Source organism: Streptomyces sp. NPDC057565, assembly GCF_042801455.1.
Classification (GTDB): Bacteria; Actinomycetota; Actinomycetes; order Streptomycetales; family Streptomycetaceae; genus Streptomyces; species Streptomyces yanii.
Genome location: NZ_JBHVFU010000005.1, coordinates 348,195 through 369,717 on the forward strand (window position 1 = coordinate 348,195; position 21,523 = coordinate 369,717).

Annotated in this window: 18 protein-coding genes; 8 read left to right on the top strand and 10 right to left on the bottom strand. The window is 70.6% G+C overall.

The genetic code is table 11. The features are described 5' to 3' along the window. Window positions 1-113: 113 nt before the first annotated feature. Window positions 114-1,034: an aldose 1-epimerase family protein gene (locus tag ACFU8W_RS14065; RefSeq protein ID WP_384035982.1), complete on the bottom strand. Its 921-nt coding sequence runs from the start codon at window positions 1,032-1,034 to the stop codon at window positions 114-116. Between the two features lie 351 nt (window positions 1,035-1,385). Here ACFU8W_RS14065 and ACFU8W_RS14070 point away from each other — a divergent pair, with 351 nt between their 5' ends. The 3 genes from ACFU8W_RS14070 (at window position 1,386) to ACFU8W_RS14080 (ending at window position 5,863) form a co-directional block, all read left to right on the top strand. After that, entirely contained in the window at window positions 1,386-3,209 is a 1,824-nt protein-coding gene (locus tag ACFU8W_RS14070; RefSeq protein WP_384035985.1) for a glycoside hydrolase family 15 protein, read from the top strand. An 86-nt stretch (window positions 3,210-3,295) separates the two neighbouring features. Beyond that, window positions 3,296-4,240, top strand: coding sequence for a cyclase family protein (locus ACFU8W_RS14075; RefSeq protein WP_384035988.1), 945 nt, complete (start codon window positions 3,296-3,298; stop codon window positions 4,238-4,240). A 42-nt stretch (window positions 4,241-4,282) separates the two neighbouring features. Continuing rightward, on the top strand, window positions 4,283-5,863 hold the full coding sequence (locus ACFU8W_RS14080; protein WP_384035991.1) for a GMC oxidoreductase: 1,581 nt from the start codon (window positions 4,283-4,285) through the stop codon (window positions 5,861-5,863). A 15-nt stretch (window positions 5,864-5,878) separates the two neighbouring features. Here ACFU8W_RS14080 and ACFU8W_RS14085 read toward each other — a convergent pair whose 3' ends face one another. The 3 genes from ACFU8W_RS14085 to ACFU8W_RS14095 all read right to left on the bottom strand — a co-directional run bounded on the left by ACFU8W_RS14085 (window position 5,879) and on the right by ACFU8W_RS14095 (window position 8,419). After that, window positions 5,879-6,247 (bottom strand): cytochrome d ubiquinol oxidase subunit II, encoded by a 369-nt coding sequence (locus ACFU8W_RS14085; RefSeq protein ID WP_384035994.1) that lies wholly within the window; start codon window positions 6,245-6,247, stop codon window positions 5,879-5,881. 354 nt (window positions 6,248-6,601) lie between these two features. Further along, window positions 6,602-7,408 carry an SDR family oxidoreductase gene (locus ACFU8W_RS14090; protein ID WP_384036216.1) on the bottom strand — a complete coding sequence of 269 codons (807 nt, stop codon included), beginning with the start codon at window positions 7,406-7,408 and terminating at the stop codon, window positions 6,602-6,604. 366 nt (window positions 7,409-7,774) lie between these two features. After that, the gene (locus tag ACFU8W_RS14095) at window positions 7,775-8,419 is read right to left on the bottom strand and encodes a GAP family protein (RefSeq protein WP_345513512.1); all 645 of its coding nucleotides are present in this window, start codon (window positions 8,417-8,419) and stop codon (window positions 7,775-7,777) included. Between the two features lie 407 nt (window positions 8,420-8,826). Here ACFU8W_RS14095 and ACFU8W_RS14100 point away from each other — a divergent pair, with 407 nt between their 5' ends. Continuing rightward, window positions 8,827-11,712, top strand: coding sequence for a glycoside hydrolase family 2 TIM barrel-domain containing protein (locus ACFU8W_RS14100; protein ID WP_384035999.1), 2,886 nt, complete (start codon window positions 8,827-8,829; stop codon window positions 11,710-11,712). Between the two features lie 305 nt (window positions 11,713-12,017). Further along, window positions 12,018-12,953 carry a pseudouridine synthase gene (locus ACFU8W_RS14105; protein ID WP_384036002.1) on the top strand — a complete coding sequence of 312 codons (936 nt, stop codon included), beginning with the start codon at window positions 12,018-12,020 and terminating at the stop codon, window positions 12,951-12,953. Between the two features lie 10 nt (window positions 12,954-12,963). On the opposite strand, the gene ACFU8W_RS14110 is transcribed toward ACFU8W_RS14105, so the two are convergent. The 3 genes from ACFU8W_RS14110 to ACFU8W_RS14120 form a co-directional block, all read right to left on the bottom strand. Beyond that, the gene (locus tag ACFU8W_RS14110; RefSeq protein WP_266987539.1) at window positions 12,964-13,593 is read right to left on the bottom strand and encodes an MBL fold metallo-hydrolase; all 630 of its coding nucleotides are present in this window, start codon (window positions 13,591-13,593) and stop codon (window positions 12,964-12,966) included. Further along, window positions 13,593-14,678, bottom strand: coding sequence for an S-(hydroxymethyl)mycothiol dehydrogenase (locus ACFU8W_RS14115; RefSeq protein WP_345513516.1), 1,086 nt, complete (start codon window positions 14,676-14,678; stop codon window positions 13,593-13,595). The genes ACFU8W_RS14110 and ACFU8W_RS14115 overlap by 1 nt, the downstream gene beginning before the upstream one ends. Window positions 14,679-15,012: 334 nt before the next feature. After that, window positions 15,013-16,518, bottom strand: coding sequence for an APC family permease (locus ACFU8W_RS14120; RefSeq protein WP_345513517.1), 1,506 nt, complete (start codon window positions 16,516-16,518; stop codon window positions 15,013-15,015). Window positions 16,519-16,617: 99 nt separating this feature from the next. On the opposite strand from ACFU8W_RS14120, the gene ACFU8W_RS14125 reads away from it, so the two are divergent. Continuing rightward, a complete protein-coding gene (locus tag ACFU8W_RS14125; RefSeq protein WP_384036007.1) occupies window positions 16,618-17,337 on the top strand; it encodes a TetR/AcrR family transcriptional regulator in 720 nt (239 codons plus the stop codon). A gap of 93 nt (window positions 17,338-17,430) precedes the next feature. On the opposite strand, the gene ACFU8W_RS14130 is transcribed toward ACFU8W_RS14125, so the two are convergent. Then, window positions 17,431-18,132, bottom strand: coding sequence for an FCD domain-containing protein (locus tag ACFU8W_RS14130; RefSeq protein ID WP_345513521.1), 702 nt, complete (start codon window positions 18,130-18,132; stop codon window positions 17,431-17,433). 144 nt (window positions 18,133-18,276) lie between these two features. Between ACFU8W_RS14130 and ACFU8W_RS14135 the strand changes: the two genes are divergently transcribed. Continuing rightward, window positions 18,277-18,786: a gluconokinase gene (locus ACFU8W_RS14135; protein WP_384036011.1), complete on the top strand. Its 510-nt coding sequence runs from the start codon at window positions 18,277-18,279 to the stop codon at window positions 18,784-18,786. An 11-nt stretch (window positions 18,787-18,797) separates the two neighbouring features. Further along, window positions 18,798-20,195, top strand: coding sequence for a gluconate:H+ symporter (locus ACFU8W_RS14140; protein ID WP_345513523.1), 1,398 nt, complete (start codon window positions 18,798-18,800; stop codon window positions 20,193-20,195). Here ACFU8W_RS14140 and ACFU8W_RS14145 read toward each other — a convergent pair. Beyond that, entirely contained in the window at window positions 20,192-20,866 is a 675-nt protein-coding gene (locus tag ACFU8W_RS14145) for a cytochrome b/b6 domain-containing protein (RefSeq protein ID WP_384036014.1), read from the bottom strand. The genes ACFU8W_RS14140 and ACFU8W_RS14145 overlap by 4 nt on opposite strands. Continuing rightward, complete coding sequence (locus ACFU8W_RS14150) at window positions 20,850-21,515, bottom strand: molybdopterin-dependent oxidoreductase (RefSeq protein ID WP_384036220.1); 666 nt, start codon at window positions 21,513-21,515, stop codon at window positions 20,850-20,852. The genes ACFU8W_RS14145 and ACFU8W_RS14150 overlap by 17 nt, the downstream gene beginning before the upstream one ends. Window positions 21,516-21,523 lie beyond the last annotated feature (8 nt).

Sequence of the window (21,523 nt, forward strand, 5' to 3'; positions counted from 1 at the left end):
GCGAGCGGACCGGCCGACGACAGGACGGCAGCGGGACGAACGCGGTCGGCCGCACCGGTTCGCGCGTGGCCGTCGGACCGGTGGTGGTCCGGCCGAGCATCACGGCGCAGCCGTCATTCCTGCCACGGGGTGATCCCCCACCGGAGTGTGTGCTCCTCACCGGGCCCCAGAGCGACAAGTCCCGTCCCGCTGCGGAACGCGTCCGGAGGGCACGACATCGGCTCGATGGCGACAGCGCGGCGCCGCTCGCTCTCGGGCAGGGTGTCCCCGGTGTAGAGCTGCACGTGTTCGACGCCCTCGCCGAGCCATACGTCCGTGCCCCATGCGCCGGAGGAATGGGTCAGGCGCACCGCGGCCCGCCCGTGCAAATCCCGGTCGAGCCCACCGAACGGTGTGTCCAGCCGCTGGGTGCCCAGGGCTCGTGGTGCACGGAAGTCGTAGGGCGTGCCCGCAACCGGTTCGGCAGCGACCGGAAGTCCCCGGTCGTCGGTGCGCAGCCGTGTCCGCGCCGGCACGGTCAGCAGCGCGTCGTCCACGACTGCGGTGCCGACCACGAAATAGGGGTGCTGGCCGACTCCGTAGGGTGCGGCGCCCGTGCCGACGTTGCGTGCGGTCACGGTCACATCGAGGCCGCCGTCGCCGAGGGTGTACTCGGCACGGACCCGGAGGTGGAAGGGATAGCCGGGCTGGGGCCACAGGGGGGTGTCGAGCACCGCGCGGTCGTCCTGCGCCTCGACGACCCGCCACGATGTCCAGCGGAGCAGGCCGTGGATGGCGTTGCCGTTCTCCGGCTCGGTCAACGGCAGTTGGTGGTCCCGGCCGTCCCAGCGGTAGCGCCCGTCCGCGATCCGGTTGGGCCACGGCACGAGAATCTGACCGCGTCCGCCGGTGATCCGGTCGTCCGGCGCGAATCCGTCGAGTACCGGCCGCCGGCCGACGGCGTAGTGGCGGAGGGCCGCACCGAGTTCGACGACGACGGCCTCGTGGTCGCGATGGCGGAGAGTCACCTGCCGTCCCGTCCGGCTCTCGTGCACGCGTGGCCTCCTCGGCCTGCCCGTGGGGCGGACGGCCCGCAAGTCCGGGCCGGGGGCGGCCCGGTCCGTCGGCCGCCTCCCGGGAGCGTGCGGACAGCGATCTGCCGAGTCAAGCAGGACACGTGTGTCCTGCTTGAATGCGGCGGCAGGTTCGCCCGGCGGGGGGCATGCCCGCGGGCAGAAAGGCTCGTCCGTCCCCGTCTGCGCAGGGGACGTGGCGCGGTCGAGCGATCATGCCGTGACACCGGCAGGCGGAGGGGCCCGTCCGCCTCCCTCATTCAGCCCAGGCGCGGAGATCCGTTCTGCCGGATAGTGGGTGGGGTGGGGGGCTTCCCACACCCCGGAGCCACCATGGACGACCGCTATCCGCCGATCGCAGACCACGGGCTCGTCGGTGATCTGCAGACCGCCGCGCTCGTTTCGTCGCGCGGCGTGATCGACTGGTTCGCCGCTCCCCGCTTCGACTCACCCAGCATCTTCGGTGCCCTGCTCGACTGCGAGCACGGCGGACACTTCCAGCTGGCGCCGGATCATCCCGAAGGAAGCAGCAAGCAGCTGTACTACCCGGACACAGCTGTTCTGGTGACCCGGTTCATGTCGCCGGACGGGGTGGGCGAGGTGATCGACTACATGCCTCCCGACCTGACGGGTGTCGCCACCGACCGGCACACCCTGGTCCGCATGGTGCGGGTCGTGCGGGGAACCGTCAGCTTCGAACTCGCGTGCCGGCCACGTTTCGGCTACGGCCGTACCGAGCACGAGCTCGACCTCGGCCCCGAAGGTGCCCTGTTCCGGGCCCCCGGCATCAGCGCCCACCTGCAGAGCACTTTCCCGTTGGAGCGCGACGGCCGGGATGTGCGGGGCACGGTGACCCTGAACGCCGGCGAGGCCGGCAGCGTCCTGTTCACCGTCTGCGCCCCTGGCGGGGAGGCTCCTCCGCCCCCGACGGTCGACAGCATCACCGCACAGCACTGGGACGTCGTCCGCTTCTGGAAGACGTGGCTGCGCAGCTCGCGATACCGGGGCCGGTGGCCCGAACTCGTCCACCGTTCGGCCATCACCCTGAAGCTGCTCATCTACGCCCCCACCGGGGCGATGATCGCGGCAGCGACGATGGGGCTGCCGGAACAGGTCGGCGGGGAGCGCAACTGGGACTACCGGTACACCTGGGTGCGTGACGGTTCCCTGTCCGTCCGTGCCCTGCTGGACCTCGGCTTCGTCGAGGAAGCCACCGCGTTCGTCCACTGGCTCGTCGCACGCCTGCATGACCGCGAGGGCACCGACGGAGAGCCGTTGCAGACCATGTACCGGGTGGACGGCGACCCGAATCTGCCCGAGGAGATCCTGGCACATCTCGAGGGGTACCAGGGCTCGTACCCCGTCCGTGCGGGCAACGCCGCCGCCGTCCAGCTGCAGCTGGACATCTATGGCGAAGCCGTCTACGCGCTGTCCCAGGGGCGTGGGATCGGCCGACAGGCCACGTACGCGGGGTGGAAGGCCTTCACCAGGACGCTCGACTGGCTCGCCGACACCTGGGACCGGCCGGACGAGGGCGTCTGGGAGACCCGTGGCGGACGCAAGGACTTCACGTACAGCCGGGTGATGTCCTGGGTCGCCTTCGACCACGCCCTCCGCCTGGCGGACTTCTTCCGCAAGCCCGCCGACACGGCCAGATGGACGAGAACGAGGGACGCCATCTTCGAACAGGTCATGGAACGCGGCTGGAGCGATGCGGAGAAGGCCTTCGTCCAGCACTACGGCGGCGATGTGCTGGATGCCTCGCTGCTGCTGATGCCAAGGGTCGAGTTCGTGTCCCCCAGAGACCCGTCCTGGCTGTCCACGCTCGACGCCATGGACCGCGTACTCGTCTCCGACAGCCTCGTCTACCGCTACGACCCGGCGGCCTCGCCCGACGGGCTGCGCGGCTGCGAAGGCACCTTCAGTCTCTGCACGTTCCTGTACGTCGACGCGCTGACCCGCGCGGGGCGGCTCTCCCAGGCCCGGTACGCCTTCGAGAAGATGCAGACCTACGCCAACCATGTCGGCCTCTTCGCCGAGGAGATCGGCCCGAGCGGGGAGCAACTGGGCAACTTCCCACAGGCGTTCACCCACCTGTCCCTGATCATGGCCGCCATCACGCTCGATGAGGCGCTCGACGACGAGGAGGGCCGCTGACCCTGTCGACGCTCCCCCGGCAGCAGCCGGGACACCGCGCCCGCCCGGGCAGCCGCCGGGGTGGCTCTCCGAGAGGATCACGGCCCATGGCCGCACAGCCGCGCCCCACAGCACCGTCCCCGGTGAGCGCCGCCGAGTTCGCCGGTCTCTATGCGCGCGTGCGAAGACCGGACGGCCGGGGCGCCGGCCGCGGCGCCCTGGACGACATCACGCCACGGCAGGTGCGGGCGGCGGCGGCCGAGGTCGGATCGGGCCTGACGGTGACGATGGCGGCGCCCGTGGAAACCCGGCAGGGGCCTGACAATCCCGACCCCTGCAAGCATGTGATGACCGGCGCAGTGGCGGGCCATATCCACGCGGAAGGGCTGCAGTTCGCACGGGACCGCATTGCCACGAACGTGCATGGGGACGCCGACAGCCATCTCGACGCCCTCTGCCACGTGGTCTTCGACGGAACGCTGTACGGCGGCGTGCCGGCGAGCACTCTGACGCCGGAGGGAGCGACCGAGCTGTCGGTGGAACTGGCGCATGACGGAATCGTCGGCCGGGGCGTTCTCCTCGACATTCCGCGGTTGCGCGGTGTCCCGTGGCTGGAGCCGGGCGACTCCGTCACCGGTGACGAACTCGCCGCTGCCGAGTCCGCCCACCACCTCCGGGTCACCCAGGGAGACCTGCTCTTCGTCCGGGTGGGTCACCGGCGCCGGCGCGACGAACTCGGGCCGTGGGACACGGAAGGGGCCAGGGCCGGACTCCACCCGACGGCCATGGAGTTCCTGGCGGACCGGAAAGTCGCACTGCTCGGCAGCGACGGCAACAACGACAGCGCCCCCAGCACGACGGAGGGCGTCGACTTCCCCGTCCACGTGCTGGGAGTCCACGCCATGGGTCTGCACCTGCTGGACTACCTGCAGTTCGAGGATCTGGTGCCGGTCTGCGAGGCGGAGGACCGGTGGTCCTTCCTCTGTGTCATCGCGCCTCTCCGGCTTCCCGCGGCCACCGGCTCCCCCATCAATCCGATCGCGATCCTGTGAGGCCGTGACAGCACGTGCGTCACTTCGAGAACGGGAGCTCTCATGGCGGACGACGAGACGTACGACGTCATCATCATCGGTACCGGCGCGGGCGGCGGCACACTCGCCCACCGGCTCGCCCCCTCGGGCAGACGTGTCCTGATCCTGGAGCGGGGCGGCTATCTGCCCCGGGAGATCGACAACTGGGACTCGACCGCGGTGTTCGTGAAGGCCAGGTATCTTGCGTCCGAGACCTGGTACGACAGGCACGGCCGTGAGTTCACCCCTGAGGTGAACTACTACGTCGGGGGCAACACCAAGTTCTACGGCGCGGCGCTGTTCCGCCTGCGGCCCGAGGACTTCGGTGAGCTTCGGCACCACGACGGCATCTCCCCCGCCTGGCCCATCCGTTACGAGGACATGGAGCCGTACTACACCGAGGCCGAGCACCTCTACCTGGTGCACGGCATGCACGGCGAGGACCCGACCGAGGGGCCGGCCAGTGCCCAGTACCGTCACCCGCCGGTCCGGCACGAGCCGCGGATCCAGCAGCTCAGCGACGACCTGGAGAAGCAGGGACTGCACCCCTTCCACCTGCCGATCGGGGTCGACCTCACCCAGGACGGCGACGGCAACGCCACCCACGACAGCGTCTGCATCCGCTGCAACCGGGTCGACGGCTTCCCCTGCCTGGTGAACGGCAAGTCCGACTCCCAGGTGATCTGTGTCGACCCCGCGCTCCGGCACGACAACGTACGCATGATCACCGGAGCCGATGTACGCCGGCTGGAGACGGACCCGACCGGGCGCACGGTCACCAAGGTGGTCGCGGAGCTCGACGACGGTTCGACGGCAACCTTCGCGGCCGACATCGTGGTTGTCGCCTGCGGAGCGGTGAACTCCGCCGCGCTGCTGTTCCGGTCCGCGAGCGACCGGCATCCGAACGGCCTCGGCAACAGCTCGGACGTGGTGGGACGCCACTACATGCGGCACAACAACCTGGCACTGATGGCGGTCTCGAAGGAACCGAACCCGACCCGCTTCCAGAAGACTCTGGCGCTCAACGACTGGTACTTCGGATCGAAGGAGGTCGACTATCCGCTGGGCGGCATCCAGATGCTCGGGAAGTCCGACGCCGAACAGATCCGCGGCGAGGCGCCGCGCTGGGCCGGGAAGGCCTCGCCCGACATGCCGTTCGAGGTGCTCGCGCATCACGCGGTCGACTTCTGGCTGTGCGGGGAGGACCTGCCGCTGCCGGACAACCGCGTCACACTGGACGGCGACGGAAGGGTGCACCTGTCGATCGACGAGAAGAACAACATGACGGGGCTCATGAAGCTCCGGCACGAACTGCAGACCATGCTCGGGCATCTGGGGATGCATCCGCACCACCTGCTGGACCACAGCCTCTACCTCCACAAGGGGATGCCGATCGGGGCCACCGCACACCAGGCGGGAACGATCCGTTTCGGCACGGACCCGCAGAGCGCGGCCCTCGACATCAACTGCAGGGCCCATGACCTGGACAACCTGTACGTCGTCGACACCAGCTTCTTCCCGAGCATCGGCGCGGTGAATCCGTCCCTGACCGCCATCGCCAACGCCCTGCGGGTCGGCGACCATATCGTCGAACGGCTCCGCTGACGTACGGCGGCTGAGCTACCGGATGTCGCCGGGTGCCCGGCCGGCCTGCGTATCGGCGTCGGTCAGGGATTCCAGCTCGCCGTGCGTGTCCATCCAGTAGAGGAGCACCAGAGCGGGCCCGATCAGCACGATCGCGACGACCGTGACGATCACCAGCCACCACAGCGTATGAGTGGCGCCCGCCCCGTCGGCCACGGTCAGGGAAGTGGGCAGCAGATAGGGGCGTTGCGCGAAGCCCCACGCGAAGACGGTCAGAGCCACACTCGCCACGGCGGTCCAGCGGGACCGCCGGTAGGTGCGGCGCAGGAGGAGAGCAGCGGTGGCGAAGGCGCTCACCGCGGCCGCCAGGCCCAGCAGCAGGCCGATCCCCGCTGTTGTGTGCATGTGCACCTCGATGGTTCGCGCCCGGGGGTGTCGGACGGGAGGGGTACGGATGCGGGCCGCCCGCGCTGCGGCGGCACGGGCGCAGCCAGGGCCGGGGCGTGGCGGAGCGGTCGCGATCCGCCCGGGTTCCGGCGGTGGCGGCCCGTGGCTGCGCCAGGAGGCGGCATGGGGACCGACCGGGGTCGGCACTCCGCGGACGTACGCACGGCAACGTCTGCTGTCTCTCCTGCCACGCGGTCGCCGAGGGCCGGGCCGCGCCCGGATGTACGGCGCCCCGCGCCCTCCGTATACGCCGGGCAGCAGCACGGACCGGCGGGGCCCCGCCAGGGCGCTGCCCGGCGTGCCACCGCGGGATCAGCCCCCGGTGGCGAAGCCGGGGAAGAGCGTCATCCCCCCGTCGACGTAGAGCGTGGCGCCCACGACGTAGTCGAGGAGGTCGGACGCCACCGCGACGACAGCGTTGGCGATGTCGTCCGGATCTCCGACCCGCCGGTACGGGATCAGCCGCAGGAGGTCGGCCTCCGCCTCCGGGGTGTTCCAGGCGTCCTTGTTGATGGGGGTGCGGATGGCGCCGGGTGCGATGGCGTTCACCCGGATCCGCTGCGGTGCCAGCTCCTGGGCGAGGGTCTGCATCAGCATGCCCACGCCGCCCTTGGAGGAGGCGTAGTTGGCATGGCCCGCCCAGGGGACGATCTGGTGGACCGAGCTCATGCAAATGATCTTCCCGGCCGCCCGGGAGACCTCCGGGACGACACCGCGCCGCACGAACTCCTTGGTGGCCTCACGCGCGCAGAGGAACTGGCCGGTGAGATTGACGTCGATGACCTTCTGCCACTGGGCGAGCGTCATGTCCACCGTCGGCGCATCCCGTTGGAGGCCTGCGTTGGCCACCATGATGTCGATGGTGCCGAGCTCCTCGACCATGCGGGCGACCATGCCGACGACCTGGTCCTCCTGCGAAACGTCGGCCTGGTGGGCGTAGGCGCGGACCCCGAAGCCCTTGATCTCGTCCACGACCTTCTCGGCCTCGTCCGCGCCGGCCACGTAGTTGACGACGACATCCGCGCCGGCCCGTCCGAGCGCGATCGCGGTCGCCTTGCCGATGCCCGAATTCGCCCCGGTCACCAGCGCTTTCTGCCCCGCCACGAGTCGCGCGGACATGGCGCCCCGCGCCTCACCGCTACTTCCTGCCACCACGGCTTCTCCTTCGGCACTCCGTGCGGCCCGTCGGTCGGCAGACAACGCCGCCGGGCGGGCCGTCGGGGGCCCGGCAGTCGCTGGAGGAAGGGCGACGCGGTGCCGCCGCGCCGGTCTCTCGGGAACAGAGGGGCCGGAATCGGAAAGTGAGCCGCTTCGCGCCACACCTCCAAAGGAGGGGATCACCGAACGCGGCGGGCGGGCCGGACCGGCGCGCGGAACGCTCGCGGTGGGAAGGGAATCTCACACGACCGGGCCAGTGACGCCGCGACCTGTCCCGGCGCTCATGCCCGCACGGTGGGGGCGGCGGTCGGCCCGGGCCCGCCGCCCTCACCTGACGAGCTGGTAGATGCTGTTGGTGACCAGCCACAGCCCCAGCAGAAGTGACAGCGACACGATCGCCTGGTCCTGATGGCTGTCGAGCCAGCTGAGCAACCCTCGTAGCTTTGCCCCTGCCGAAACGGGCGAAAAGGTGGCGTACAGCTCCATCGCCAGCAGGCTGGACGTGGCCAGCACGCAGAACCCCGTGAGGGCCAGCGTGGACGCCACCGAGGAGAGATCCGCTCTCACCGCCGTGGCGGCTCCGGCACCGACCATGGCCCAGGGCTGCAGCAGGACAGCCAGTCCGGCCGCCGCCCATCCGGACGCGCGGTCCAGTCCCGCCATCCACTTGGGTGAGCGACGGGGGCGAGGCGGACTGCGCCGCTTGTGTTCGCCGTACACGACGAGCCCCACGCCCAGGGCCAGCTTGGCCACGAGCGCCGCCGTCGACGGAACACTCTGGCGCGCCGGGGGCGTGCCGCCCGTCAGAAGGATCACGGCAGCGATCACCAGCACGAGGCTGCCGAGCCACGACAGAATGAACGCCAGCCCCTTGCGTACGCCTCTGTCGGCGGAGAGCAGCAGGATGAAGGCGCTGTTGTGAATGGGCCCGAGCGTGATGGCCGTGCCGATGAGTACGAGGTCAACGACCATCGCTGCCGACCGCATAGCCGGTCCCGCCCTGGGGCCCGTGTCCGTACGGCTTTCCGAGGCCAGGGGTCTCGGGCCCGCCGGGCGGCACAGACCGCGTCTCGCTCCGGATCTCGGCCATCGCTGCCTTCCCGTAGTGTCTGCCGACGGCCGGAGGTCGGACCGCGCGGGCACGGGTCGTGGTGGGGACGTCGATCGCACCGCATCTCGACTGTGTTGGCCGGTCATCACCGCGTCAAGCCGGCCACGGCGCCGATGGGCCGAATGTGTTTCGGCGGGTTCCGCACGGCCGCCGGCGCAGGTCCACCGGGACCGAGGGCCGGCGCCGGTCCCTCCACCCCCCTTGTTGAAACGGTTCATCCCTGGCTAACGTCCTGCAGCGAACCGGGCGTTGCCGAGCAGGGAGAATCATGAGCCGTACGCATACGCACCTCCTCCCCTGGTACATGGACGTGTCCCCCGGATCGGGCGGGCTGCCGCCCCGGTCCTGGTACGCGGGGTCGGACGCCGGGCGGATGTCGTTGAACGGGGATTGGCGGTTCCGGCTCTCGCCGACCGCTTCCGCCGAGGACGCCTCGTTCGCGCAGTCCGGGTTCGACGCGTCCGGTTGGGGAACCGTCGCGGTGCCCGGACACTGGGTGCTGCAGGGAGCCGGCGGAGCTCCCGCGTACACGAATGTCGTCTACCCCTTCCCGGTCGATCCGCCGCTGGTGCCGACCGAGAATCCGACCGGGGACCACCTGCTGACCTTCGATCTGCCGGCCGGGTGGCCGGAGGGCGGCGAGTGCGTGCTGCGGTTCGACGGAGTGGAGTCCGCCGCCCGGGTCTGGCTCAACGGCGAGGAGCTGGGGGATTTCAAGGGGTCCCGACTGCCGCACGAGTTCGCGGTCGGCGGGGTCGTGCGGGCCGAGGGCAACGTACTGGCCGTACGGGTGCACCAGTGGTCGTCCGGAAGCTATCTGGAGGACCAGGACCAGTGGTGGCTGCCGGGGATCTTCCGGGACGTCACGCTGCTGCACCGGCCGGACGGCGCGCCCCGGGACTTCTTCGTGCACGCCGGCTACGACCACCGCGCCGGGACCGGGACGCTGCGGGTGGAGTGCGACGGCGCCGACGGGCGGGTCCTGGTGCCCGGGCTGGGGGTCGATGTCGCAACGGATGAGGCGGTGACCGTGCCGGTCGAGCCGTGGACCGCCGAGACACCCCGGCTCTACGACGGCGAGCTGGTGACGGCCGGTGAGCGGATACCGCTGCGGATCGGATTCCGTACCGTCGCCGTCGAGGACGGGGTCGTCAAGGTCAACGGCCGGCGGGTGCTCTTCCGCGGGGTGAACCGGCACGAGTTCCACCCGGAGACCGGGCGGACCGTGGACGCACACACGATGCGGCGCGATCTGGTTCTGATGAAGCGGCACAACATCAATGCCGTACGGACGAGCCACTACCCGCCACACCCGGCGTTCCTGGATCTCTGCGACGAGCTCGGGCTCTGGGTGATCGACGAGTGCGATCTGGAGACACATGGCTTTGTCGACCTGGAGTGGCGCAACAACCCGGTCGACGACGAACGATGGACCCCGGCACTGCTCGACCGGGCCGCGCGCCTGGTGGAGCGCGACAAGAACCACGCCTCGGTGATCATCTGGTCTCTCGGCAACGAGTGCGGGTCGGGGCGTGGGCTCACGGCGATGGCCGAGTGGGTCAAGGGCCGGGATCCGGACCGGCTGGTGCACTACGAGGGCGATCTCTCCTGCAAGGACGTCGACCTGTACTCGCGGATGTATCCGACCCATGCCGAGGTCGAGCTGATCGGGAAGCGGGCCGAGGACCCGTGGAGCGACCCGGCGCTGGACGCCCGGCGGCGCGCGATGCCGTTCATCATGTGCGAGTACGGGCACGCGATGGGCAACGGTCCCGGCGGACTGAGCGAGTACCAGCGGCTCTTCGAGCAGTACGAGCGCTGCCAGGGCGGGTTCGTCTGGGAGTGGATCGACCATGGAATCGCCCACCCCGAGCACGGCTTCGCCTACGGCGGGGACTTCGGCGAGGAGCTGCACGACGGCAACTTCGTCTGCGACGGACTGCTCTTCCCCGACCGCACGCCCTCCCCCGGGCTGATCGAGTACAAGAAGGTCGTCGAGCCGGTACGGATCGAGGCCGGGACATCGGCGGGAACCGTCCGGATCGTCAATGGGTACGACTTCGCGGACCTCGGCCACCTGGAATTCGTCTGGTCGCACGAGGGGGACGGGGAGCTCCGTGCATCGGGCCCGCTCACCGTGCCCGGCCTGGCGCCCGGAGCCCAGGCGGAGGTGGCACTCCCCGAGGGTGGTGAGGGCGTGTGGACCGTGCGGGCGGTGCTCGCCGAGGACGCCGCGTGGGCCGGGCGCGGGCATGTGGTGGCTTGGGGGCAGCCGGCCGTCGGGGCGGTGGTTCCGGCTGCGGCCGCGGTGGGATCGCGACCGGAGGCGGCTGACGGGGAAATCGTCCTCGGGGGCGGCGTCTTCGATGCGGCGACCGGGGCGTTGGTCCGGCTCGGGGACGTACCGGTTCAGGCGCTGCGGCTCGACGTGTGGCGGGCACCCACCGACAACGACAACGGTGCGGCCTGGCAGCCGGACGAACGGTACGGGCTGCGGTGGCGGGAGTTGGGGCTGCATCGGATGCGCCACCGGATCGACGCCGTGGAGATGGGCAAGGACTCGCTGACCGTACGGACATGGGTGGCGCCCGCCGGGGTGGATACGGGGCTGCGCACGGAGTACCGGTGGACCGCCGACGGGGAACGGCTCGGGCTCACCGTGTCCGTGGCGCCCGAGGGCGAGTGGCGGGTGCCGCTGCCCCGGCTGGGGATCCGGTTCGGGCTCCCTGCCGCGTACGGCGGGGCGCGATGGTTCGGCGGCGGGCCCGGTGAGGCGTACCCGGACACCCGGGCCGCCTCGATGCTCGGGCGGTGGGAGATGTCCGTCGACGCGATGCAGACCCCGTACGTCCGGCCGCAGGAGAACGGCGCCCGGGCCGATGTCCGCTGGGCGGAGCTGACGGACGGCGACGGTGCCGGGGTGCGGGCCGAGGGCGGCGCGCCGTTCTGGTTCTCCGCACGACGGTGGACGAGCGAGCAGCTGGACACTGCGGGGCACAGGCCGGATCTGGTGGCCGGGGAGACCGTCTGGGTCCACCTGGATCACGCGCTTCAGGGCATCGGTTCGCAGTCGTGCGGGCCGGGCGTGCTGCCGGAGTACCGCCTCGACGCGGCCGAGACGGAGTTCTCGTTCGTGTTCTCGCCCGTGGGGTGAGGTACGGCCGGTTGCCGGTCCGGTGGCCGCCGGACGATGTGCCGGACCGGTCAGGTGGTCTTCGTCGTCGAACTCACGCTGCGTACCGATCCGAAGGGCCCGGATCTCACCCGTGCGCTGCCGCCCGGCCATGTCGCCGCGGAGGCCGAACGCATCGGGTGCGGCCCGAGAAGGTGACGCTGCCATCGGTCTGACACCGCCGGTGAGCTGCGCCGACGCTGTGACAGGATGACCGGCACCATGACCACCAGCACCGTCAGCAGCTGCCGCGCCCCGGGCGCCGACGCACCCGCCGGGACCTCGCGATGAGGGGCCGGGCGAAGCCTCCGTCGGCGCCCCTGCCGCAGCGGGACGGGATCGATCCGGTGCGGGTGCGACTCCCCGAGGATCCGCGCGGGGAGTGGGCGACGGTCCGTGACCATCTGCTGGCGCGGTTCGGAGGTGCGATCGGAGCGGACCGGGTGGACGCCATGCTCGCCGAGGGCAGGTTCGTCTCGGTGCAGGGGCCCGTGGCGCCCGACGAGCCGTACACGGCGGGCCGGTATCTCTGGTTCCATCGGGACTTCGCGCCGGAGGAGCCGGTGCCGTTCCCCGTCGGTGTCGTGTACCGCGACGCGCATCTCGTCGTCGCCGACAAGCCGCACTTCCTCGCCACGACACCGCGCGGCCGGCACATCACCGAAACAGCGGTGGCCCGGCTCCGCCGTGAGCTTGCTCTGCCGACGTTGCAGCCCGCGCACCGGCTGGACCGGCTGACGGCGGGCCTGGTGCTCTTCGTCGTACGGCCCGAGGAGCGGGGCGCGTACCAGACGCTGTTCCGCGACAAGCGGGTGCGCAAGGAGTACGAGGCGGTGGCACCCTACGACCCGGGACTGGACTTCCCGCGCACCGTACGCAGCCGGATCGTCAAGGAGCGCGGGGTGATCGCGGCCCGGGAGGAACCGGGCGAGGCGAACAGCGAGAGCCGGATCGAGCTGCTGGAGCACCGGGCCGGGCTTGGCCGCTACCGGTTGCTGCCGGCCACCGGGCGCACCCACCAGCTCCGGGTCCATATGAACAGTCTGGGTCTGCCGCTCGTCCATGATCCGGTCTATCCGGTGGTCGAACCGGAGGGGGCGGCGGACGACTGGACGCGTCCGCTGCAACTCCTTGCCCGGGTACTGGAGTTCACCGATCCGGTCACGGGCGGGCCGCGCCGCTTCGAGAGCGGGCTGCGGCTCTCCGCGTGGCCGGACCGGTGATCCCCTGACGTCAGTGCCCGCGGGCGATCCACTCGTCGAGGTGCGGCGCCTCGGCGCCGATCGTGGTGGAGTCGCCGTGTCCGGTACGGACGGTGGTGTCCGCCGGCAGTGCGAGCAGCCGGTCCCTGATCGACGCGACGATCGTCGGGAAGTGCGAGAACGACCGTCCGGTGGCGCCGGGCCCGCCCTGGAAGAGCGTGTCCCCGGTGAACACGGTGGACAGCTCGGGGGCGTACAGACACACCGCACCCGGGGCATGACCGGGTGTGTGCAGGACCTGGAGCGTGGTCCCGGCGATCTGCAGCTCCTGGCCCTCCGCCAGTTCGGCGTCGGGCGTGCGGTCCGGGTGGGTCTGCTTCCACAGCGGCAGGTCGTCGGGGTGCAGCAGGATCGGCGCACCCGTGGCGTCGGCGAGGGCCGGGGCCGCGTCGATGTGGTCGTTGTGGGCGTGCGTGCAGACGATGGCGCGCAGCGTGCGGCCGCCGAGCGCGTCCTCGATGGCGACCGGATCATGGGCGGCGTCGATAACGATCGCCTCGGTGTCGTCGCCGATGATCCAGACGTTGTTGTCGACGTCCCACTCGCCGCCGTCGAGGGCGAAGGTGCCGGAGGTGACGAGGTGGTCGATGCGGGCCGTCATCAGAACACCACCACCGAGCGCAGCACGTCGCCTTCGTGCATCCGGGTGAATGCCTGCTCGACGTCGCCGAGCCCGATGGTCTCCGTGACGAACGCACCGAGGTCGATCCGGCCCTGCTGGTGAAGGTCGATGAGCATCGGGAAGTCGCGCGAGGGCAGGCAATCGCCGTACCAGGACGACTTGAGCGAGCCGCCGCGGCCGAACACGTCGATCAGCGGCAGTTCGAGCTGCATCTCCGGGGTGGGCACGCCGACCAGGACGACCGTGCCGGCGAGGTCGCGGGCGTAGAACGCCTGCTTGTACGTCTCCGGGCGGCCGACCGCCTCGATGACGACATCGGCGCCGTTGCCGCCGGTCAGGGCACGGATCGCCTCGACCGGGTCGGTGGTGCGGGAGTTGACGGTGTGCGTGGCACCCATCTTCTTCGCCGTCTCCAGCTTGCGGTCGTCGATGTCCACCGCGATGATCCTCGCGGCGCCGGCCAGCCGGGCGCCCATGACGGCCGCGTCGCCGACGCCGCCGCAGCCGATGACGGCGACCGAGTCGCCACGGCCGACCTCGCCGGTGTTGATCGCGGCCCCGATGCCCGCCATGACGCCGCAGCCGAGCAGCCCGGCGGCGGCCGGGGAGACCTCGGGGTCGACCTTGGTGCACTGGCCCGCGGCGACCAGGGTCTTCTCCGCGAACGCTCCGATACCGAGCGCGGGCGACAGTTCGGTGCCGTCCAGCAGCGTCATCTTCTGCTTGGCGTTGTGCGTGTCGAAGCAGTACCAGGGGCGGCCGCGCCGACACGCCCGGCACTGCCCGCAGACCGCACGCCAGTTGAGGACGACGAAGTCGCCGGGCTCGACGTCCGTGACCCCCTCGCCGACGGACTCCACGATTCCCGCGGCCTCGTGGCCGAGCAGGAACGGGAAGTCGTCATTGATGCCGCCCTGCTTGTAGTGCAGGTCGGTGTGGCAGACGCCGCACGTCTGGATCTTCACCACGGCCTCACCGGGACCGGGGTCCGGGATCACGATCGTCTCGACCCGTACCGGCTCGTTCTTTCCCGGTGCGATGACCCCTTGCACCTGCTGCGCCATACCGTGGTCTCCCTTTTCGTGACGGTCCCGGCTTCTGTGACGTTCGACCGACATCCGAAGATCGAACACGAACAACCGTACGCGGTGCATGGGTGTCCGGCAGCGGCGGCACGGTGGCGCGCGGGAGGGCGGCCCCACCGAGGGTTCCGCGGGGGCCGCCTGCCGGCGGTTCAGGCCTCCGTGTCGTGGACCCGGCGCCCGCCGACGTACGTCCAAAGGACGCGGGTGGCACCGATCTCCTCGGGCGGGCCCGCGTACGGGTCGCGGTCCAGGACCACCGGGTCGGCGAGGGCCCCTGCCGTGCGGGGCGCGAGGATGGCAGGCGTACGGAGGGTCAGGCCGCTTCGGTGACCGCCGGGCCGGTGGCGGCGAGGGAGCGGCCGGTGGTGAAGTACGGGGACTTCCTTACCCACTTGGCCCAGGCAGCCGCACCCACACCGGTCAGCAGCATGACCGCCGGGCAGAACAGCATGAACCAGCCGTTGTCCGGGCTGATCTCGAAGTGGTCGGCGGAGGTGTAGAAGGACCAGCAGAGGTAGCCGCCGAGGCCGAGCAGCGCGGTGGCGCTGAGCACTGGGAGCACCACGGCGCGCAGGGCCTCGGACCGGCTCTCGCGCAGTGCCCCGCGGAAGCGGGCGGCAGCGGCCAGCGCGGTGAGCGCGTAGTACAGCGAGACGACGACGCCGATCGCGTTGACGGAGGCCAGGATGAGGTCACCGACCTTCGGAATGACCAGGGACAGGACGGCGATGGCGGCGGCGACGCAGCCGATCGCGATGGTTCCGGCCGCCGGTGTGCCGTACCGCGGGCTGACCTTCGTCCAGAGCGGTCCGAGGGTGCGGTCCCGGCTCATCGCGAACATGCCGCGCACGGTCGGGATCACGCCGGACTGGAGCGAGGCGACGGCGGAGAAGGTGAGGGCGGTCAACGGAAGTGCGGCGAGCGGCTGGTCGGCGAGCCGGTCCCCGAAGTAGGTGAGTCCCTGGGCGCCGTGTCCGGTCAACTCGTCCAGCGAGAGGACGCGCTGGAAGGCGAAGGAGCCGAGGAGGAAGAGGCCGAGCATGGTGACCAGAGTGATGAGTCCGGCCCTGGAGGCGTCCTGCGGGTCGCGGACCTCCTCGTTGACGCTGAACGACGACTCGAACCCCCAGTAGCAGAAGACCGAGAGAAGAAGCCCCTGGGCGAGCTGCTGTCCGGAGGGGATGGTGAACGGGTTGATCCAGTCCAGGCTGAACGGGTGTGGGCCGACGGCCAGTCCGTATCCGCAGAACCCGAGCAGCACGGCGTACTCGAAGGCGAGGAGGTACTTCTGCAGGTTGGCGGCGGACCGGGCGCCGATGATCGCGGTGAAGGTGACGGCGATGAGGACGACGATGCCGAGGACGGTCGACTGGGCGGTGGAGTCCGGGTCGAGGCGGAGCCCGGCGAGGCGGTGCAGCCCGCCCTCGCCCGCGAGTTGGAGCAGTGCGGAGCCGGTGACGGTCGTGGTGTACGAGAGGAAGACGACCGTGGAGACGATGCCGATCCAGCCGACGAGAAAGCCGAGCCAGGGGCTCAGTGAACGGCCGACCCAGACATAGCCGCTGCCCATGTTGGGCTCGACCCGGTTGAGCCGGGAGTAGGCGCTCGCGATACCGAGGACGGGCAGGAAGCCCAGCAGCATGATGATCGGCAGATGCAGGCCGACGGCGCCCGCGGTGACGCCGAGGCCTATACCGATGCTGGTGGTCGCGGCGGTGGAGGAGGCGGCGATGGCGATTCCGTCGACGACGCCGAGGCTCTTCCTGAGGGTCGTGGCCGCTGGTGGGTCGCTGCCGTAGGGGGTGGGTGAGGCCGTCACGCAGGCTCCTTCGCCGAGGGGCACTTTTCGGCCCCGATGGCGGCACATCGAACTCCTCGGGGGTTCCGCACGTCAATGCTGTTGTCATAAGGTGCCCCCATGGGCACGAGCGAGCGGGTGGTGCCGGCGGATACGCGGCGCCGCAGGCGTCCCACCAAACAGGGCACGGTACTGTCCGAGCAGCTGATCATCGAGACGGTGCTGCGGCTGATCGGTGAGCACGGGGCGGCGGCGCTCACCGTGCGCAGGCTGGGCGCGGCGCTGGGCTGCGACCCGAGCGCGGTCTACCGGTACTTCCGGGACACGGACGAGCTGCTGCTGGCGGTGGCCGACGAGCTGATCGGCCGCACCCTGCGCGACTGGCGGGCCACCGGGGACTGGCGGGCCGACCTGCGCAACCTGGGGCTTCGCATGCACGCCAACTATCTGGCCCATCCGCAGGCGGCGATGCTGACGTGTACGCGGGTCACCGGTCGTACCCACGAGATCCGGGCCGTGGAGACCATCCTCGGGATTCTGCGCGAGGCGGGATTCCCGGACGGGGAGGCAGCGCGGATCTATCACGTGTTCGTGGACCAGACGCTGTCGTTCGCCGCGTTGGACGCGTCGGCGCTGGTGCTGCCGGAGCGGGCCCGCGCTCTGGAGGCCGAGGCATGGCAGGAGACGTACGCACGACTGCCGGCCGCCGAGCATCCGAACATCGCGGCGACCGCACCGGTCCTGGTGGCGGAGATGAGCCGGAGCGGGTATCCGGCGGCGCTGGAGATGATGCTCGCGGCAGCCGCCGGCCGGCTGCAGCATGTGAAGTCCGGGCGCTGACCGACGCGCGCGGGCCCTGCCCTGCGGATCCGGGTCCCGGCCCACGGGTCCCGGCCCCGGGGTGGGTCCCCGTGCGGCTCGCGCCCCGGGGTCTCAGGGGGCGAGCACGTCCAGTTCGTGCAGGGCGCCCACCGCGATCTCCTTCGTCAGCCGCTCCGCATCCGCCACGTCGCCCTCCCGCACCGCTTCCGCGAGACGTACATGGAGCGTGACCGCCGCCGGGTCCGGGTCCTCGAACATCACCTGGTGGTGGGTGCGTCCCGCCAGTACCTCGGCGACGACGTCCCCGAGCCGCGCGAACATCTCGTTGCCGGAGGCGTTGAGCACGATCCGGTGGAACGCGATGTCGTGCTCCAGGTATCCCTCCAGCTGCTGGCCGCGTGAGGTCGCGACCATGCCGAGGGCGCATTCGGTGAGGGCGGCGCACTGTTCCGGCGTGGCGTGCCGGGCGGCGAGTCCGGCCGCGACCGGTTCGATCGCCGAGCGCAGGACGGTCAGGGAGCGCAGCTGGCGCGGCCGGTCGGCGCCGGCCAGTCGCCACCGGATGACCTGCGGATCGTAGACGTTCCATGCCTCGGTCGGCTGTACGGTCACGCCGACCCGGCGCCGGGACTCGACCAGGTGCATGGATTCGAGGACGCGGACCACTTCGCGCACGACCGTGCGCGAGACGTCGAAGCGCTGGGCCAGCTCGTCGGTGCGCAGCACCCGGCCCGGCGGGCAGTCCCCCGCGGCGATCTCCAGACCCAGGGTGTCCAGCACGTGTGTATGCAGCCCAGAGCCCTGTGTGGTCATGGGCAAAGCCTACGGGGCGCGTACCGCGAACAAAAAGTATGACTTTTAAATCACAACATCTTGAATAAGTCCTACGTATGGGTTTCAGTAGCGCGACGGACCGGTGTCGAGGACGACATCGACGGAGACAGCGAGGCACCACCAATGAGCACCCCCCACGTAGTCGTGGTGATGGGCGTAGCAGGGACCGGCAAGACGACGATCGGTCCCCTGCTCGCCGCCGAACTCGGCGTTCCGTACGCCGAGGGCGACGACTTCCATCCCGCGGCGAACATCGCCAAGATGTCGGCCGGCACCCCGCTGGACGACTCCGACCGGTGGCCCTGGCTCGATGCGATCGGGCAGTGGGCGCACAGCCGGGACGGACTCGGCGGGGTCGTCAGCAGCTCGGCGCTCAAGCGGGTCTACCGCGACCGGCTGCGCGCGGAGGCCCCCGGTGCAGTCTTCCTCCACCTGACCGGCGACCGGGCCCTCATCGAGGAGCGCATGGCGGACCGCAAGGGCCACTTCATGCCGACCACGCTGCTCGACTCGCAGTTCGCCACCCTGCAGCCGCTGCAGGAGGACGAGGCCGGCGTCTCCGTCGATGTGTCCGGCACCCCCGAAGAAATCACCCAGCGAGCCGTCGCCGCGCTGCGCCGGCTCGAAGACTAAGGATCCCCACCGTGACCAGTCTCAACGTCGAGATGTTGGCAGCGGACGCCGTCGAACCGATCACCTCGGCAGGCAACGCGCAGTTGGGCATTGCCGTCCTGGCCGGCATCGCCGTGATCGTTCTGCTGATCACCAAGTTCAAGTTGCACGCGTTCCTCGCACTGACCATCGGCTCGCTGGCCCTCGGCTCCTTCGCCGGTGCCGCGCCCGCCAAGACGATCGCCAGCTTCACCACCGGTCTCGGCTCGACCGTCGCGGGCGTCGGTGTCCTGATCGCGCTCGGCGCCATCCTGGGCAAGCTGCTCGCCGACTCCGGCGGCGCGGACCAGATCGTCGACACGATTCTCGCGAAGGCGAGCGGGCGCGCCATGCCGTGGGCGATGGTCCTCATCGCCTCGATCATCGGTCTGCCGCTGTTCTTCGAAGTCGGCATCGTGCTGCTGATCCCGGTCGTGCTGCTCGTCGCCAAGCGCGGCAACTACTCCCTGATGCGGATCGGTATCCCGGCGCTGGCCGGTCTCTCCGTGATGCACGGGCTGATCCCGCCGCACCCCGGCCCGCTGGTGGCGATCGACGCCCTCGGCGCCAACCTCGGTGTCACGCTGGCGCTCGGTGTCCTGGTCGCCATACCGACCGTGATCATCGCGGGCCCCGTCTTCTCCCGTTACGCCGCCCGCTGGGTGGACATCAAGGCGCCCGAGAAGATGATCCCGCAGCGTCCGTCGGAGGACCTGGAGCGTCGCCCCAGCTTCGGCGCCACGCTGGCGACCATCCTGCTGCCCGTCGTGCTGATGCTGGCCAAGGCCCTCGTCGACATCGTCGTGGACAACCCGGAGAACCACGTCCAGCGGGTCACCGATGTGATCGGCTCGCCGCTGATCGCGCTCCTCGCGGCCGTCATCGTCGGGATGTTCACGCTGGGCCGGGCAGCCGGTTTCAGCAAGGGCCGGCTCTCCACCACCGTCGAGAAGTCCCTCGCCCCGATCGCGGGCGTGCTGCTGATCGTCGGTGCGGGCGGTGGCTTCAAGCAGACCCTCATCGATGCCGGTGTGGGCCAGATGATCCTGGACTTCTCCAAGGACTGGTCGATCCCGGCGCTGCTGCTGGGCTGGCTGATCGCCGTCGCGATCCGGCTCGCGACCGGCTCGGCGACCGTGGCCACGATCTCGGCGGCCGGTCTGGTCGCCCCGCTCGCCGCCGACATGTCGACGTCGCACGCTGCGCTGCTGGTCCTCGCCGTCGGTGCGGGCTCGCTCTTCTTCAGCCACGTCAACGACGCCGGTTTCTGGCTGGTGAAGGAGTACTTCGGGATGAGCGTCGGCCAGACGGTGAAGACCTGGTCGGTGATGGAGACCATCATCTCCGTGGTCTCGCTCGCCTTCATCCTGCTGCTGTCGCTGGTCCTCTAACGCAGGTCCGGCGAGTCGTCCCGCGACTCGCCGGACCGCCCTTCCGGCCTCTCGGCGCATTCCCCCCACAGTGGGTGTTCGGCCCGCGCCCAATGGCGCTCGACCGACCCGGTGCGCATGCCTCGGCGTGCCTCCGGGTCGGCGAGCGCCATTGCCATGTGCCCGGCCAGCACGATCCCGATGGCCAGCGCGAGCCAGTCGTGGACGAACGTGGCGCCGGTCCGCCACACCAGCGGGGCCAGGCCGGTGAACCACATCAGCAGTCCGGTGCCGGTCATGACGAGCACGGCGCCCGCGATCCAGGCGGCGTACAGCTTCTGCCCCGCGTTGAACTTACCGGCGGGCCGGGCCCCGGGCCTCCGGTCACGGCGGCGCACCGCCCGCAGCCACTGGCGGTCGTGCGGCGCGAACCGGTTGAGCCGGGACAGGTCGGCGCGCAGCGCCCGGGAGACGAGACCGGCCAGCAGCGGTACGGGGATCAGCAGCCCGGACCACTGGTGCACGGTGACCACGAGACGGCGGCGGCCGACGAGTTCGGCGAGCTGGGGCAGGTACAGGCAGGCGGCGGTAGCCACGCACAGCAGCATCAGCCAGGCCGTGGTGCGGTGCACCCAGCGCTCCGCCCTGCTGAAGCGGTGCACCCGCCCGGTGGGGTCAGCCGGTGGGGGCATCGTCGCGGCCGTTGGACCGCCCGACCCAGGCGTCGACGTCATAGCCGAGCTCCTCCCAGTAACCGGGTTTCACGGAGTCGGTGACGGTGATCCCGGAGAGCCATTTCGCCGACTTGTAGAAGTACATCGGGGCCACGTAGAGGCGGACCGGGCCGCCGTGGGAGTGGGCCACCGGCCTGTCCTGCATGCGCAGGGCGACCAGTACGTCGGGGCGCCGGGCCTGGTCGAGGGTGAGGCTCTCGCTGTACGTGCCGTCGAAGCAGGTGAAGCGGACCGCCTTCGCCCCGGGCCGAACCCCGGCCGCGTCCAGCAGCGTGGAGAGCCGTACGCCCTCGAACGGGGTCTCGGGGACGCGCCAGCCGGTGACGCACTGGACGTCGCGGACCAGCCGCGTCTGCGGCAGGGCACGGAGCCGGTCGAGGGTGTACGTGGCGGGCCGGTCGATCAGACCGTCGATCGTCAGCCGGTAGTCCGTGGCGCTCTTCCTCGGTACCGAGGAGGCGACGGAGTAGTAGCGGAATCCGCCGCCGTTGGGCAGCAGTCCGCTCAGGCCGGTGGGGTCCTTGTCGGCGACCGCGCCGAGCCCGGACTCCAGGACGCGCTGCAGGGCGGGCCCCGCCACGACTCCGGCGGCGCCGAGCCCCAGCATGGTCAGGA